Source organism: Sporomusa sp. KB1 (genome assembly GCF_007830295.1).
Lineage (GTDB): Bacteria > Bacillota > Negativicutes > Sporomusales > Sporomusaceae > Sporomusa.
In genome coordinates this window covers 1,597,967-1,611,774 of record NZ_VLKC01000002.1, presented here as the reverse complement: position 1 = coordinate 1,611,774, position 13,808 = coordinate 1,597,967, and the positions used below count along the sequence as shown (strand labels likewise).

Sequence of the window (13,808 nt, the reverse complement as noted above, 5' to 3'; positions counted from 1 at the left end):
TTGGTACGCAAGGCCGTCTAGTGTTGGTAGCACTGGGCGGTCTTTTTATTTTGTATTCTTCCAGGCAGACTGTTTCTCGAAAATTTTGTTTAATAATTGTTCGCTAGTCCTTTCTTTTCAAATCGGCTAGTTTTTCTGGAATCCCTAATACCGCAGCCATGCGGTAGATACTGCATTCTGATTCACGGAGCAGACTGTCCGGCATTAGTAGTTCAACAGCAAAGGTGTTAGCCTGTTGCTCAATCTTGTCAGTGGAAAATAGTGTGTGACGCTTTAGAAAAGGAGTATTTCTATCGTAGTGTTTGATAGCATGACACAATTCATGGGCACAAACGAAGGTTTCTAATTTTTCTGAAAGATTATTATTGAGATGAATGATTTTAATCCGCTTGTACATATTGAAAAATCCAAGAACGTTTTTCATATTACGATATATTACGGGGATTCCTAAATTGTCTGCAATAACGAAAGGATTATTGGAATCATGCTTTGTGATCAATTCTTCGACAATTTGTTTGGTATCCATGATATGTTACTCCTTACGATATTTTTTGGGAGTAAATTTTTTCTTGGCCATCTGTTTCGCTAAACGCATGGAGTATTCTAAACTTGCTCTAAGTAATTCTTTATCTTCTTCATCTTCAGGATCATTGAAAGCCGCCATACCAGATTTATCGTCTAGTGCAGCTAACATGGCTTCAAGGTCTTTGGCAATTTCTCGTTCGTCTTTAGATGTGAGGGGTGGAAGAGTTTTATTAGAGGTTTTTATATTTTTATCCCTAATATCGGAGATAGCATCTTCATCAACGGCCTTTCTAAACTCTAGAGCTTTTTTTACATCGCCGTCGAAATGGTCTAATACTGGTCCCTGCAAGTCGGCAATTAGTTCAGGATCATTATAGTTGACAGGATCATCTACCCATCCCATTAAATACTCAGGTGTAGTTTTTAATACTTTAGCGAGAGGCTCAATCTTATCGATCCCCATATTTTTGATTTCAGCAGACTCGTAACGATATACAGTTGCTCTAGATACCCCTAATTCCAAGGCTACGTCGTCAACAGAAAGGTCACATTCCTTACGTCTTGCTTTGATCCGCTCATGTATACTCACAGGTGGTACTCCTCCTTCTTTGGTACTTATTATATATCGATATTCGCAAATATGCAACAAAAATATTTAAAATAAGCAAATAAAATTACGGATACGCGAAAATGATATTGACTTATGAAAACTGCTGCCTTATACTAATGCTGTAGCGAATACGCGACAAAGGAGGATAGAATGTAATTATGGTTAACACTAAAAAATTAAAAGGAAAGATCATAGAAAAAGGTTTTGTTGTCGAAGCCCTTGCAAAAGCAATTGGTATTAATAAAAGTACGCTTTACCGCAAATTAAACGGCCAATGCCCTATTACAATCCGGGACGCCGATCTTATTGTAGAAGAACTACAATTAACTACCTCAGAAGCATGCGATATTTTTTTTAGTCAATTTGTCGCGGATACGCGAAAATAAATTTAAGGGAAAGGATGTTACACAATGCCCAATTCGAGAAAGCGAGGTGAGTTTCATGCAAAATCAAATCTCTGTCAAGCAAGCCGCTGAAATCATGGGTAAGTGTCAGCAATTTGTCCGTGTAGGGCTGCAACGCGGTTTGTTGCCATTTGGAACCGCAGTTAAGGTTCATACCCGATGGAATTATTATATTTCGCCTAAACTGTTCTATGAATATGTAGGCGATGCGAAAGAAGGTGAATCGTAATGATGTGCATCATCAACGCCAGCACTTGCGTTCACAACGCTGCTGGCCAATGCCAGGACAAGCCGTTGCCTGAGAATCTCGGTTGTTTTGGTACTGTCTGTTTCAACATCGTAACCCAAAAGGAGGTAGAACAAATTGGAATGGAGCCTAGTCGCCTTAGCACTAATAGGTCTAATCTACGTCATAGCAAAACCGCGCAGGATACGCAGGTATTGGAAATTGGCTAATATCCGCACAAAAGAAAAACGCCGCGTGTAGAAAGGAGGGACAGACTTATGTATGACAGCATAATTGATCTACTTTGCGATGGTGATTTAAACAACAGAGCACTTATGCGGCAATATTTTACCATTGACGAAATGGAAACACTGGCAAAAGAAAAGGCCGCTGTTAGCGCAGCGACCAATTCAGAGGAGATTCGTTAATTTTTCATCACCATTATAACACCGTTATTTTTAAAAATGCAAGGGAGAGTGTAAAAATGATTAAATTTCCTTGCGATATCTGCCCCCGTCGGCACTTTTGTATCCCTGATGAATGTCCCAAATTGGGCCTAAATAAAAGGAGGAAATTTACACCATGCATATCCATTTGAACATTGAGGCTGACACAACGGAAGAGATTTTAGCAGCTATTAAGGAACTATCTGCAACGGGTGTAGTACATACCCAAACTAAGCCTGCAGAAGCTGCTGCAGATCCTAAGAAGAACGCACCACGCAATAATAAGCCAACTGCCCAGAAAACTCCTGAACCCGATCCAGCAACTACTACTGCCCCGTCTGATGATGACGCTACATCAGAAACTGCCGAGGAAGCAGCGGACACAATTCCAACGGTAGAAGAAATCAAAAAAGCTGCTGTGGAAAAGGGCAAGACCCTGGAAGGAAAAAAAGCCATTAAGGATTTACTAGTGTCATTCGAGAGCAAATCCCTTTCCGCCATACCCGAGGACAAGCGTGCTGCGTTCCTCGCCGCACTAGAGGAGTTATAATGTCCGGTCACGCATTACTAAGTGCGTCAGGCGCAGCTAGGTGGATTAACTGTCCACCTAGCGCCCGGCTAACTGAGAAGATGCCTGATAATGGGAGTTCTTACGCTGACGAAGGTACTGTAGCGCATAAACTTGCTGAGATTAAACTCCGCCGTAATTTAACCGTTTGCAATTCCAAACAGCGGGAAGTGTTGGACAAAGAACTGGAGCAAGTAAAGCAGGACCAATACTACAATTCTGAGATGGAGCATACCATTCAGGAATATGTTGAACAGGTCGCAGAACGTTTCATGGAAGCTAAAGCCCGGTCAGAAGATGCTCAAATCCTACTGGAGGAGCTTATAGACCTTAGCGAATGGGTGCCGGAGTCATTCGGCACCTGTGATGTAGTGATTATATCCGAGGGCGTATTAGAAGTAATTGACCTCAAATATGGTCAGGGCGTCCCCGTTAGCGCAGAGAGAAATCCCCAAATACGGCTATATGGCCTGGGTGCCTGGAATGAATACAGCTATCTGTATGATATCAGCGAAGTGCGTATGACCATTATCCAGCCACGTCGTGACAATATTAGCACTGAGGTACTACCGATTGATGAACTACTAGAATGGGCAGATAATGCGGTCAGGCCTGCTGCGCAGCTCGCATTCGATGGTAAAGGGGACTTTAGTTCCGGCGACCATTGCAAGTGGTGCTTAGCAAAGGCTAACTGCAAAGCCCGGGCTGACAAGAATATGGAATCCCTATCTTATCAGTTTAAAGACCCTGCGTTACTTACCATTGATGAAATCAGCGCAATTCTGTTCATTGCCGATCAGCTGCAGGCCTGGGCTAAAAACGTTAAAGACTTCGCTTATGACCAGGCACTAGCCGGGGTAGTTATACCACAATGGAAACTCGTTGAGGGTAAGAGTGACAGGGTTATTAAGGATGCAGAAGCAGCCAAGAGCGCATTACTTGCTGCTGAGTTTACCTTAGATCAAATTATGAAGCCACAGGAAATGCTGGGTATCAGTGCTTTAGAAAAGAAGCATGGCAAGAAAACCATTGCGGGGGTACTGAAAGACATGATTATTAAGCCACCTGGTAAACCAGCGTTGGTTCCAGAAACGGACAGTAGGCCACAATTAAACAGCATTGAGAGTGATTTTGCTGACATTGATATGGAGGAGTTGATCTAATATGGCTCAAGAAACCACAAAAGTTATAACTGGTAGAGTTCGGCTTTCATATGCCAGTATTTTTACCCCTAAAAAAGATGACCAGGATGAGGAGAAGTATAGTACAGCTATACTTATTCCTAAAACGGATAAGGAAACACTGCGCCGCATTAAAGCCGCCGTTGATGCTGCTAAAGAAATGGGAAAAAGTAAATGGGGCGGAAAAATACCTTCAAATATTAAGACACCTTTACGAGATGGGGACGAAGAGCGCCCAGATGATGAAGCATATGCGGGCCATTACTTTCTCAATGCTTCAAGCAAAAATAAGCCTGGTATAGCGAAACCCATAGGTAAAGGGGCTGACGGTAAAATGAAGTTTCAAGAAATTACCGACACTACCGAAGTTTATTCTGGCTGTTATGCCCGTGTAAGTTTAAATTTTTTTCCCTTTGATAAAAAAGGAAGCCGCGGTATTGCAGCAGGCCTAAATAATGTTGTTAAAGTGCAAGACGGAGAATTTTTAGGCGGACGCGCTAATCTCCAGGATGACTTTGCCGATGTTGAATTTGATGAAGACTTCTATGACGATGACGACGACTTCATGAGCTAAAAAACTGCGGGGACTCTACGGAGTCCCCCTACTTCTAGGAGAAAAGCTTATGACTATTTTACAAATCGATATTGAAACGTACTCCAGTGTTAACCTGGCTGACTGCGGCGTTTACCGATATGCTGAGGCACCCGATTTTGAGATTCTTTTATTCGCTTATGCCTACGATGATGATCCAGTCCGAGTAATTGACCTGATGGCCTTTGAGGACGTGCCGGAAAAGGTTATGCAGGACCTGGTTAATCCGGCTGTAACGAAAACCGCATATAACGCCAACTTTGAAAGAACTTGTATTGCCAAGCACTTTAATATCACGTGTGACTCAAGGCAATGGAAATGTACTTCTGTGCATGCCCTGACGCTTGGCCTGCCTGGTAATCTGGCGGGAGTGGCCGAGGTATTAAAACTATCGGCACAAAAGGACACGCGGGGTAAAAACTTGATTAAATATTTCTCTGTACCTTGCAAGCCTACGAAATCAAATGGGCAAAGAACGCGCAACTACCCGCATCATGACCCGGAGAAGTGGGCAGAGTTCATTGATTACAACCGACAGGACGTAGTGGTGGAAAGAGAAATCCGCCGCAAAATATCGCGGTTTCCTGTACCTAGCCATGAATGGGAGTTGTGGGCGCTGGATCAGCGTATCAATGATTTTGGTGTCCGGCTGGACCAGGTTCTGGCAAGACAAGCAATCCAATGCGATGACCAGTATGGAGCCCGTTTAGTGCAAGAGTCGCAGGAATTGACCGGCTTGGACAATCCAAACAGTTTGACACAATTAAAAGAGTGGCTGGCAGAGCAGGGGCTAGATACTCCTGACGGCTTGTCCAAAGATCAAATGCCGGCTTTACTAGATGCCGCGCCGAATGAACAGACAAAGCGAGTGCTGGAACTGCGCCGGGAAATGTCAAAGACCAGTGTAGTAAAATACCAAGCAATGGAACGCAGTGTATGTGCTGATGGTCGTATCCGAGGAGTATTTCAATTCTGTGGGGCAAACCGTACTTGGCGCTGGGCTGGGCGTATCTTTCAGCCGCATAACCTGCCGCAAAACAAAGTGGAAGACTTGGCGAGGGCGCGGGAGGTCTTATATTCCGGGGATTTTGATTTACTAGAAATTATATACGGTTCGCCGCCGTTTATCTTGTCGCAGCTTATCCGTACAGCGTTAATACCATCGCCGGGCTGCCGGCTTATAGTGTCTGACTTTAGCGCGATTGAAGCGCGTGTAATAGCCTGGTTAGCAAATGAAAGCTGGGTACTTGATGTATTTAAAGGACACGGAAAAATCTACGAGGCCACCGCGGCCCAAATGTTCCATGTGCCAATAGAAACGATAGTCAAGGGCCATGAGAATTATGCACTCCGAGCCAAAGGCAAAGTAGCAGTTTTGGCCTGTGGTTATCAAGGAGGCCCTGCGGCGCTTATTGCCATGGGCGCACTGAAAAGCGGTATACCTGAAGAGGAACTGCCAGGGATTATCAAACATTGGCGGAAAGCGAATCCGAATATTGTTAAACTATGGTACGCCACTGAGAATGCAGCCGTTACGGCAGTACGGGAAAAAACTACAGTGAAATTGGCTCACGGTGTGCAGTATCGGTATGAAACCGGTATACTATTCGCGGATCTGCCGAGTGGCCGCTGCCTAGCATATGTAAACGCCAGGGTAAAGCCTGATCCAAATTTCGGTAAAGACGGCATTGTATTTGAGGGCATGGACCAAATAAAGAAAAAATGGATGCCGCAGCGGACTTACGGTGGCAGACTGGTGGAAAACCTTGTACAGGCTATTGCTCGTGATTGTTTAGCAGTCAGTATGATGCGGCTTGACGTTGAGGGCTATAAAACTGCGATGCACATACACGATGAGGTTGTCCTGGATGCTCCCATAGGCACTGGCTCGATTAAGCATGTAACCGCCGTAATGGGACAGCCTATCGATTGGGCTCCAGGATTGCCACTGTCAGCCGCGGCGTATGAATGCGACTTTTATCAAAAGGATTGATTCCTATGCAAGATTATGAAGATTTTATTTCAAATAAGCATGCTGTTGCATTGCCTTCCGGTTTTTATGAAGATACATTTCATCCTAGTTTATTCGACTTCCAACGGGATTTAGTGCGCTGGGCCTTACAGCGGGGACGTGCAGCCATATTCGCCGGTACTGGGCTAGGCAAGACGCGTATGCAGATTGAATGGGGCCAAAAAGTACATCAACTGTCAGGCGGGGACGTGCTGCTATTGGCTCCCTTGGCCGTGGCCATGCAGACAATCAGAGAAGGCGCAGCGCTTGGCTATAAGCTTCATTTCTGCCGTTCGCAGGATGATGTAAAGCCCGGAATCAACGTAACCAATTACGAGATGCTACACCACTTTGAGCCAATTCTATTCGATGGCGTTATTCTGGATGAAAGTTCTATTCTTAAATCATTTACAGGGAAAACCCGCACAGAACTGATAGAGTCTTTTACCTATACCCCCTATCGGTTGGCCTGCACAGCTACACCGGCGCCGAATGACTATATGGAGATTGGCAATCACGCTGAATTCTTGGGCGTCATGAGCCGGGCGGAAATGTTAAGTATGTTCTTTGTACACGATGGAGGAGAAACTCAGAAATGGAGGCTAAAAGGACATGCTGAAGATGTTTTCTGGCGCTGGGTGGCCTCATGGGGCGTTGTATTAGAAAAGCCGTCTGACCTTGGCTATCCAGATGATAAATATGTACTGCCTCCGCTTACAATTACTGATCATGTTATCGAAGTCGAGGGAGAACCAGCCAAAACCTTATCTCAGAGGCAAAAGGCACGTCGCGAAACGGTAGCCGAACGCATGGCCGCATGCGCTGAAATCGTCAATGCCTCAAATGAACCTTTCCTTGTCTGGTGTGACCTGAATATTGAGTCGGAAATGCTGACAGCCGCTATTCCCGGTGCCGTCCAGGTAACAGGATCAGATAAACGGGAACATAAAGAAAAAGCAATGCTCGACTTTTCAGCAGGGAAGATCCGCGTTCTGGTCAGCAAGCCCTCTCTTTGCGGATTCGGAATGAACTGGCAGCATTGCGCTAATATAGCTTTTGTCGGGCTATCAGATAGTTTTGAACAGGTATTCCAGGCTATCCGGCGCTGCTATCGTTTTGGACAAACAAAGCCTGTACAGGTGCATATGATTACCTCCAGCCGGGAGGGAGCAACTGCTGAAAACATCAAACGCAAAGAAGCAGACTTTCAGAAGATGATCAATGAAATGATTAAATACACCAAGGATATCACGTCAGAATCTATCAGATCTACGGAGCGAGAAACTACCAAATACAAAGCGACCACACCTATCATAATTCCGGCGTGGCTAAGGAGTGAGTTTATTGCCTGCTAACACCATAGAGCAAGTCATAGAACCGGAGTTTGCTATTTATAACGCCGACTGTGTAGAGATTACCCGATACATGCCGGATAACAGCGTTCACTATAGTATCTTTTCCCCGCCGTTTGCCTCTTTATATACCTACTCCAACAGTGACCGCGACATGGGGAACTGCAGCAGCGACACAGAGTTCTTTGGGCATTTCCACTTCCTGATCCGTGAGCTGTACCGGGTAATCATGCCAGGTAGGCTGGTCAGCTTTCATTGCATGAATTTGCCCACGTCCAAAGCTCACCACGGCTACATAGGTATTCGGGATTTTAGAGGTGATCTGATCCGCGCTTTTGAGGCTGAGGGCTGGATATATCATTCCGAAGTATGCATATGGAAAGACCCTGTTATAGCACAGCAGCGAACAAAGGCACTGGGCTTGCTACACAAACAGATTGTAAAAGATAGCGCCATGAGCCGGCAGGGAATCCCGGATTATCTCATTACCATGAGAAAACCAGGCGTAAATCCTGAGGCGATTACTGGCGAATTTGAGGAATTTATCGGCGAAGGACTGGACGTAAGCTGCGCAGCTTATGACCAGCATGTGGCCAAAGTCCGGGCGAATGGGCGGGAGCCATGGCCGTTTAAAATGTGGCGATCCGTGTCAGTGTGGCAAAAATATGCTTCTCCGGTTTGGATGGACATTAACCCTAACAATACCCTGCAATACCGGTCAGCGCGTGAAGAAAAAGACGAAAAACATATTTGCCCTCTGCAACTTGATGTTATCGCCCGAGGCGTAGAGCTTTGGAGTAATCCAGGCGATATCGTATTTAGCCCATTTGCCGGCATTGGCAGTGAAGGCTATCAGTCTATTAAAATGGGGCGGCAGTTCGTTGGCGTAGAGCTTAAAAATATCTATTACAAAAGTGCTGTTAGCAACTTGCGAATTGCCGTTCAGGAATCTTTCGATGATTTACTGGCGTGAGAGGTGATGCAAATATGAAGTACATCACAGGAAGAGTATTTGCAAAAACAATACAGGAAGCAGCTCAGCATGTATTTCACCGGCTGGAGAAGGAAGGTCTAATTGGCGAACCACGTATATGGCCTGCCAATGTACAGCCTAATCCTAGTTTGTGCTGGTGGGAATACGGGGTACTTTGCCATGGAACTTGATATCAGCTTTGGTAAACACCGCGCCGATACGAATTGGAAGCCGGAATACCTAACATGGGGTGAGTTTCTTAAGCGCCTGCGTAAAGTACGCCGGACACCGGAAGTCATGGCACAGTATGACCTAATGGATAACATTGCTCGGCATAAAATCAAGGATGGGCCTGCCTTCGTCGGTGGGCTCGTCCGAGGCGGCCGACGCAAAAAAGAAAACATCGACACGCGCAGCCTAATCACCCTGGACGCTGACCATGCGGATAAGAACTTTATATTTACCGTAGAGCTTGTCCTGGGTGGCTGCTCCTATGCCATATACTCCACGCACAGCCACAGACCGAAGAAACCTAAATACCGCTTAGTGTTGCCGGCTGACAAGCCAATGAACCCGGACGAGCACGCCGCCGTGAGTCGGAAGCTGGCCGAGCAGATTGGCATGGAGTATTTTGACAAGACCACTTTTGATGTAGCCCGGCTGATGTATTTGCCCAGCTGCTCCTTAGACGCTGAGCCAGTGCTGGAGATTGGCGAAGGGGAGCCAGTTTGTGTAGACTCCCTATTGGCTGAATACGACAACTGGCGGGACCCTTTACAGTGGCCGCGTCACGCGGGAGATGTAGCCAAACAGCAATCAGCAAAACGGATGGAAGACCCGAGATCCAAGCAGGGCATAGTGGGCGCATTCTGCCGCTGTTATACGATCAGTGAGGTCATTGATGAATTTTTACCGGAAGTATATGAGCAAGTAGCCGGCAGTACTACCAGGTATACCTTTGTAGGCGCGTCCAGTTATGGTGGGTTTGTAGTCTATGATGATGACACCTTCGCCTATTCCCATCATGAAAGCGATCCTTGCAGCGGCAGGGAGGTCAATGCTTTTGATTTAGTACGCATTCACAAATTCAGTAAAATGGATGACCGGGTAAGCGAAAAAACTAACGTCACCAAGCTGCCAAGCTATATGGCTATGATGTCCTTTGCCGCAAATGATAAGAAGGTAAAGCGGGAGCGGCTGGCAGAGTTGTCGGAGGAGTTTGCCACTACCGATGACGAGGAGGACGACTCATGGCAGGACAAATTAGAGGTTGATGCCAAGACCGGCTTACCACAACCGACTGCGGCCAATATAGAGCTTATCCTGTCTCATGGTGTATGGCACGGTGCCTTAGCTTATGATGCCTTTGGCAATTCTGAGGTAATCCAAAAGGCGCTGCCCTGGCGAGAGCGGGAGAGGCCACACAAGTCCTATGAACCTTGGCTAGGGGCCGACGATAAACGGCTGCAGCATTGGTTTTCAAAAAAGCATGATTTTAATTCATCAAAGACCATTCAGAATGCATTTACGGAGGTAGTCCATATGAACACATTTCACCCGATTAAGGCTTATTTGGAGAGTTACGTCTGGGATGGTGAAGAACGGGCGGAGCGGCTATTTATCACCTATCTGGGGGCCAATGACAGTCATTATGTGCGTCAAGTAACCCGTAAGATGTTACTGGCGGCTATTAAGCGGCTTTATATGCCTGGCTGTAAATTTGATGAAATGTTGGTGCTAATAGGGCCGCAGGGAGCCGGGAAAAGCAGTTTGTTAGCTAAGTTAGGCCGCGAGTGGTTCAGCGACTCATTGCGGACATTTGAAAACAAGGAAGCCGGAGAGCATTTACAATCTGGATGGATATTTGAAATTGGTGAATTGTCGGCCATGAAGCGGTCTGAGGTGGAAGAGGTTAAGGCTTTTTTATCAAAAACAGAAGACCGTTATCGGGTGGCCTATGATCGTCAAGTGTCGGAGTTTCCCCGCAAATGCGTATTCTTTGGCACCACCAATACAAGGGACTTTCTGCGGGATGCTACTGGTAACCGTCGCTTTTGGCCCATTGAAGTTCATCCGGAAAATGCCGAATTAAGCCATTGGGATCATCTTACTAATGAAGTAGTCGGCCAAGTATGGGCAGAGGTTATGGAGTGGTTTAAGGCGGGAGAATCATTAACACTGGATAGCGAATCTCGCGAAGAAGCAACAAAGCAGCAAGCTATGCATATGGAACTAGACCCCCGTGAGGGGCTTATTCAGGAATGGCTGGAGTCTCCTATTGAGGATGAATGGGACAGCGAGAATAAAGGTGAATTGCGTACACGTGTGTGCGCCGCCCAAATCTGGACGGAATGCCTGGGTAATAAAAAAGGTTCTATGCGCACATGGGAAGGACGAGAAATCTGCGATATTATGCGACGCACACCTGGATGGAAAGAGCGAAAAGGCAAAGCCCGCATTCCTGGTTATGGTGTACAGCTTATTTTTGAGCGTTGCTAATTATGTTATTTCTTCGGCAACACGTTAGCAACGTTAGCAACAGAGGCTGTTTCCAATGTTGCCAAACTGTTGCCGTAAATATCTGTTTATAGCAACAGCCATAAACCTAGTATTTACCAATGGTCTAGATAGATTGTTGCTAGTGTTGCCGTATTTTTTACTATTAAGGATAAAAGTAAATTAGCATAGGAAATGGATAAATATATATATATATGCTTCCTATGCTAAACGCGAAAATTAAACATATACGTGCGTGTGAGAATTAACGGCAACTTAATTAAGGAGTTGTATAAAATGCGTGAATCATTTCTAGAGCGTAAATTAGTCAGTGCTGTAGAACGAATAGGAGGTAAAGCCCCTAAGTGGGTATCTCCCGGTAACAGAGGTGTGCCTGACAGGCTTATTATTCTCCCTGACGGTCGGACGATGTACGTTGAAATGAAGGCACCCGGTAAGCCATTAGAACCGTTACAGGTTAGATGGGCAAAAATTCTTCGGAAGTTAGGGCATAAGGTTTATAAAATTGATTCAGCGGCGGATATTGATAAATTCATATTTGAGGTAACGGCTAATGCTGTATAGACCACACCAGTATCAGGAATACGCAACACAGCGGATATTGGACACGCCTTTCATAGCCCTGCTTTTGGAAATGGGCCTAGGTAAGACAGTATCTACACTGACCGCCATTGACCTGCTGCTACATGACTACTTCGACAGTGGCAAAGTCCTGGTTATAGCGCCGTTACGGGTAGCGGATGACACCTGGGCCCGCGAGGTTGATAAATGGGATCACTTAAGGCACTTACGGATTAGCAAAGTATTGGGCAGCGCGGATCAGCGCCGTAGGGCTTTACGGGCAAATGCTGATATCTACGTCACGAACAGGGAAAATGTCGAATGGTTAGTTGGAGAACTCGGCACCAAATGGGATTTTGATACTGTCGTGGTAGACGAGCTATCAAGTTTCAAAAATCATCAATCCAAACGGTTTAGAGCCTTGCGGCGCGTAAGACCAATGATCAAAAGAGTAATCGGGTTAACAGGTACACCGGCACCGAATGGGTTAATTGACTTATGGCCGCAGATTTACTTGCTGGATCAGGGGCAGAGATTAGGTAAAACCATTACGGCCTATCGGGACCGATACTTTGTCCCCGGAGAGCGCAGCGGCCATGTGGTGTATAACTGGAAGCAGAAAAAGGAATCCGAACAAAGGATTTATGAGGCGATAGAGGATATCGCGGTATCCATGGCAGCGAAAGATTGGCTGCAGCTCCCCGAGCGGGTTGACCGTATTATCCCGATTAAGTTAAACAACAATGCCAGGGCCTTGTACAAACAGTTAGAAAGGGATTTATTGCTGCCCTACAAAGATGCCGATGTGGTGGCCTCCACTGCCGCTGTACTGAGTAATAAGTTATTACAAATGGCTTCAGGGGCAGTCTACGACGAAGAGCGTGGCGTAAAGCTAATCCATGACGCCAAGCTGGATGCCTTGGAGGATATAATCGAAGCGGCTAACGGTAAACCGGTCATGGTGATTTATAATTTCAAGCATAGCCTTAGCCGGATGCAAGAAAGGTTCCCGCAAGCCCGGATACTTCGAAAAGGTAGAGATGGCAATCAGGATATTGCCGATTGGAATAGCGATAAAATTCCACTGTTGTTGTTGCATCCTAAGTCAGCCGGCCATGGTCTTAACCTCCAGGACTCCAGCTGTCAGACTGTTGTATGGTTCGATCAGATATGGAGCCTAGAAGAATACCAGCAGGCAAATGCCAGAGTATATCGGCAGGGGCAGACGCGGCGAATCGTAGTTTTACGGTTGGTAACTGAGGGGACGCGGGACGAGGACGCTATAGAAGCCTTGGAGCGGAAAGATACCGGTCAGGAAGCGTTAATGCAATCACTGAAAGCGAGAATAGAAAAAGTTGAGAAAGGGGCAGCATAGTTATGCCGAAGCAAATGATCTGTAATGTGTGCCTAACAACGGGCAATATCGTCCCTATGCAAGTGCGGGAAGGATACTTTTATTGCACAGAATGCCGTAATGAGAGTTGGCCGGACAGAGAAGGTACATTCGTCGATAGATGGAACGAACAGCAAAAAAATGCTGAATACCGGTCTTGTAGCTTGCAAGAAGGGGTTAAGATTCAAGGAGGGAGTAGCAAAAATGGCAAATCAAGTAAGGAGCGTATGAAGAAAAAAAGTGTGTCTGTACTAAATGCCCAATTGTTTAACGGTTGACAAATATTTGACAATCGGTTATATTGAATTTAATTGGTACTAACATAGAGAAGTTTACATAAAACGACCGTCTAGATATAGGCGGTCTTTCTTTATGCCCATTTTTAGGAGGTAGCTATGATGGCCGATAAAAAGCAAAAGCCGGTATTAACTCATACTGCGATTGTGCAC

The 13,808-nt window shown here is 45.8% G+C and carries 17 protein-coding genes; 15 read left to right on the top strand and 2 right to left on the bottom strand.

Translation table 11 applies throughout. The annotated features are described in order from the left end of the window. Nucleotides 1–103 precede the first annotated feature (103 nt). A complete protein-coding gene (locus SALPA_RS11205) occupies nt 104–526 on the bottom strand; it encodes an ImmA/IrrE family metallo-endopeptidase (RefSeq protein ID WP_145093680.1) in 423 nt (140 codons plus the stop codon). Between the two features lie 6 nt (nt 527–532). Continuing rightward, nucleotides 533–1,114 carry a helix-turn-helix domain-containing protein gene (locus tag SALPA_RS30340; protein ID WP_222427959.1) on the bottom strand — a complete coding sequence of 194 codons (582 nt, stop codon included), beginning with the start codon at nt 1,112–1,114 and terminating at the stop codon, nt 533–535. 179 nt (nt 1,115–1,293) lie between these two features. Here SALPA_RS30340 and SALPA_RS11195 point away from each other — a divergent pair, with 179 nt between their 5' ends. The 15 genes from SALPA_RS11195 (at nt 1,294) to SALPA_RS11135 (ending at nt 13,637) form a co-directional block, all read left to right on the top strand. Next, a complete protein-coding gene (locus tag SALPA_RS11195) occupies nt 1,294–1,521 on the top strand; it encodes a helix-turn-helix transcriptional regulator (protein WP_145093677.1) in 228 nt (75 codons plus the stop codon). Between the two features lie 55 nt (nt 1,522–1,576). Beyond that, nucleotides 1,577–1,768, top strand: a complete 192-nt coding sequence (locus SALPA_RS11190) for a hypothetical protein (protein WP_145093674.1) — start codon at nt 1,577–1,579, stop codon at nt 1,766–1,768. Then, the gene (locus tag SALPA_RS11185) at nt 1,768–1,995 is read left to right on the top strand and encodes a hypothetical protein (RefSeq protein ID WP_145093671.1); all 228 of its coding nucleotides are present in this window, start codon (nt 1,768–1,770) and stop codon (nt 1,993–1,995) included. The genes SALPA_RS11190 and SALPA_RS11185 overlap by 1 nt, the downstream gene beginning before the upstream one ends. 48 nt (nt 1,996–2,043) lie before the next feature. Then, the gene (locus tag SALPA_RS28965) at nt 2,044–2,193 is read left to right on the top strand and encodes a hypothetical protein (protein WP_186451026.1); all 150 of its coding nucleotides are present in this window, start codon (nt 2,044–2,046) and stop codon (nt 2,191–2,193) included. A 154-nt stretch (nt 2,194–2,347) separates the two neighbouring features. After that, entirely contained in the window at nt 2,348–2,761 is a 414-nt protein-coding gene (locus SALPA_RS11180; protein WP_145093668.1) for a hypothetical protein, read from the top strand. After that, complete coding sequence (locus SALPA_RS11175) at nt 2,761–3,942, top strand: DUF2800 domain-containing protein (protein ID WP_145093665.1); 1,182 nt, start codon at nt 2,761–2,763, stop codon at nt 3,940–3,942. Before SALPA_RS11180 ends, SALPA_RS11175 begins: the two co-directional genes overlap by 1 nt. A 1-nt stretch (nt 3,943) precedes the next feature. Then, nucleotides 3,944–4,534: a DUF2815 family protein gene (locus tag SALPA_RS11170; RefSeq protein WP_145093662.1), complete on the top strand. Its 591-nt coding sequence runs from the start codon at nt 3,944–3,946 to the stop codon at nt 4,532–4,534. A 49-nt stretch (nt 4,535–4,583) separates the two neighbouring features. Continuing rightward, complete coding sequence (locus SALPA_RS11165; RefSeq protein ID WP_145093659.1) at nt 4,584–6,545, top strand: DNA polymerase; 1,962 nt, start codon at nt 4,584–4,586, stop codon at nt 6,543–6,545. 5 nt (nt 6,546–6,550) lie between these two features. Next, on the top strand, nt 6,551–7,918 hold the full coding sequence (locus tag SALPA_RS11160) for a helicase-related protein (protein WP_145093656.1): 1,368 nt from the start codon (nt 6,551–6,553) through the stop codon (nt 7,916–7,918). Next, nucleotides 7,908–8,888 (top strand): DNA methyltransferase, encoded by a 981-nt coding sequence (locus tag SALPA_RS11155; protein ID WP_145093653.1) that lies wholly within the window; start codon nt 7,908–7,910, stop codon nt 8,886–8,888. The genes SALPA_RS11160 and SALPA_RS11155 overlap by 11 nt, the downstream gene beginning before the upstream one ends. 14 nt (nt 8,889–8,902) lie before the next feature. Next, nucleotides 8,903–9,079, top strand: coding sequence for a hypothetical protein (locus SALPA_RS28960; protein ID WP_186451025.1), 177 nt, complete (start codon nt 8,903–8,905; stop codon nt 9,077–9,079). After that, complete coding sequence (locus tag SALPA_RS11150; RefSeq protein WP_145093650.1) at nt 9,069–11,387, top strand: virulence-associated E family protein; 2,319 nt, start codon at nt 9,069–9,071, stop codon at nt 11,385–11,387. Before SALPA_RS28960 ends, SALPA_RS11150 begins: the two co-directional genes overlap by 11 nt. A 294-nt stretch (nt 11,388–11,681) precedes the next feature. Next, nucleotides 11,682–11,969, top strand: a complete 288-nt coding sequence (locus SALPA_RS11145) for a VRR-NUC domain-containing protein (RefSeq protein WP_145093647.1) — start codon at nt 11,682–11,684, stop codon at nt 11,967–11,969. Next, nucleotides 11,959–13,341 (top strand): DEAD/DEAH box helicase, encoded by a 1,383-nt coding sequence (locus tag SALPA_RS11140; RefSeq protein WP_145093644.1) that lies wholly within the window; start codon nt 11,959–11,961, stop codon nt 13,339–13,341. Before SALPA_RS11145 ends, SALPA_RS11140 begins: the two co-directional genes overlap by 11 nt. Before the next feature lie 14 nt (nt 13,342–13,355). Next, nucleotides 13,356–13,637 carry a hypothetical protein gene (locus SALPA_RS11135; RefSeq protein ID WP_222427958.1) on the top strand — a complete coding sequence of 94 codons (282 nt, stop codon included), beginning with the start codon at nt 13,356–13,358 and terminating at the stop codon, nt 13,635–13,637. Nucleotides 13,638–13,808: the final 171 nt, after the last annotated feature.

Bases quoted from the DNA above. Each gene is read 5' to 3' on its own strand.
- SALPA_RS11140 (WP_145093644.1), top strand. From the start codon at position 11,959: ATGCTGTATAGACCACACCAGTATCAGGAATACGCAACACAGCGGATA.
- SALPA_RS11205 (WP_145093680.1), bottom strand. From the start codon at position 526: ATGGATACCAAACAAATTGTCGAAGAATTGATCACAAAGCATGATTCC.
- SALPA_RS11195 (WP_145093677.1), top strand. From the start codon at position 1,294: ATGGTTAACACTAAAAAATTAAAAGGAAAGATCATAGAAAAAGGTTTT.
- SALPA_RS11165 (WP_145093659.1), top strand. From the start codon at position 4,584: ATGACTATTTTACAAATCGATATTGAAACGTACTCCAGTGTTAACCTG.
- SALPA_RS11175 (WP_145093665.1), top strand. From the start codon at position 2,761: ATGTCCGGTCACGCATTACTAAGTGCGTCAGGCGCAGCTAGGTGGATT.
- SALPA_RS11145 (WP_145093647.1), top strand. From the start codon at position 11,682: ATGCGTGAATCATTTCTAGAGCGTAAATTAGTCAGTGCTGTAGAACGA.
- SALPA_RS11160 (WP_145093656.1), top strand. From the start codon at position 6,551: ATGCAAGATTATGAAGATTTTATTTCAAATAAGCATGCTGTTGCATTG.
- SALPA_RS11135 (WP_222427958.1), top strand. From the start codon at position 13,356: ATGATCTGTAATGTGTGCCTAACAACGGGCAATATCGTCCCTATGCAA.
- SALPA_RS11190 (WP_145093674.1), top strand. From the start codon at position 1,577: ATGCAAAATCAAATCTCTGTCAAGCAAGCCGCTGAAATCATGGGTAAG.
- SALPA_RS28960 (WP_186451025.1), top strand. From the start codon at position 8,903: ATGAAGTACATCACAGGAAGAGTATTTGCAAAAACAATACAGGAAGCA.
- SALPA_RS28965 (WP_186451026.1), top strand. From the start codon at position 2,044: ATGTATGACAGCATAATTGATCTACTTTGCGATGGTGATTTAAACAAC.
- SALPA_RS11170 (WP_145093662.1), top strand. From the start codon at position 3,944: ATGGCTCAAGAAACCACAAAAGTTATAACTGGTAGAGTTCGGCTTTCA.
- SALPA_RS11150 (WP_145093650.1), top strand. From the start codon at position 9,069: ATGGAACTTGATATCAGCTTTGGTAAACACCGCGCCGATACGAATTGG.
- SALPA_RS11185 (WP_145093671.1), top strand. From the start codon at position 1,768: ATGATGTGCATCATCAACGCCAGCACTTGCGTTCACAACGCTGCTGGC.
- SALPA_RS11180 (WP_145093668.1), top strand. From the start codon at position 2,348: ATGCATATCCATTTGAACATTGAGGCTGACACAACGGAAGAGATTTTA.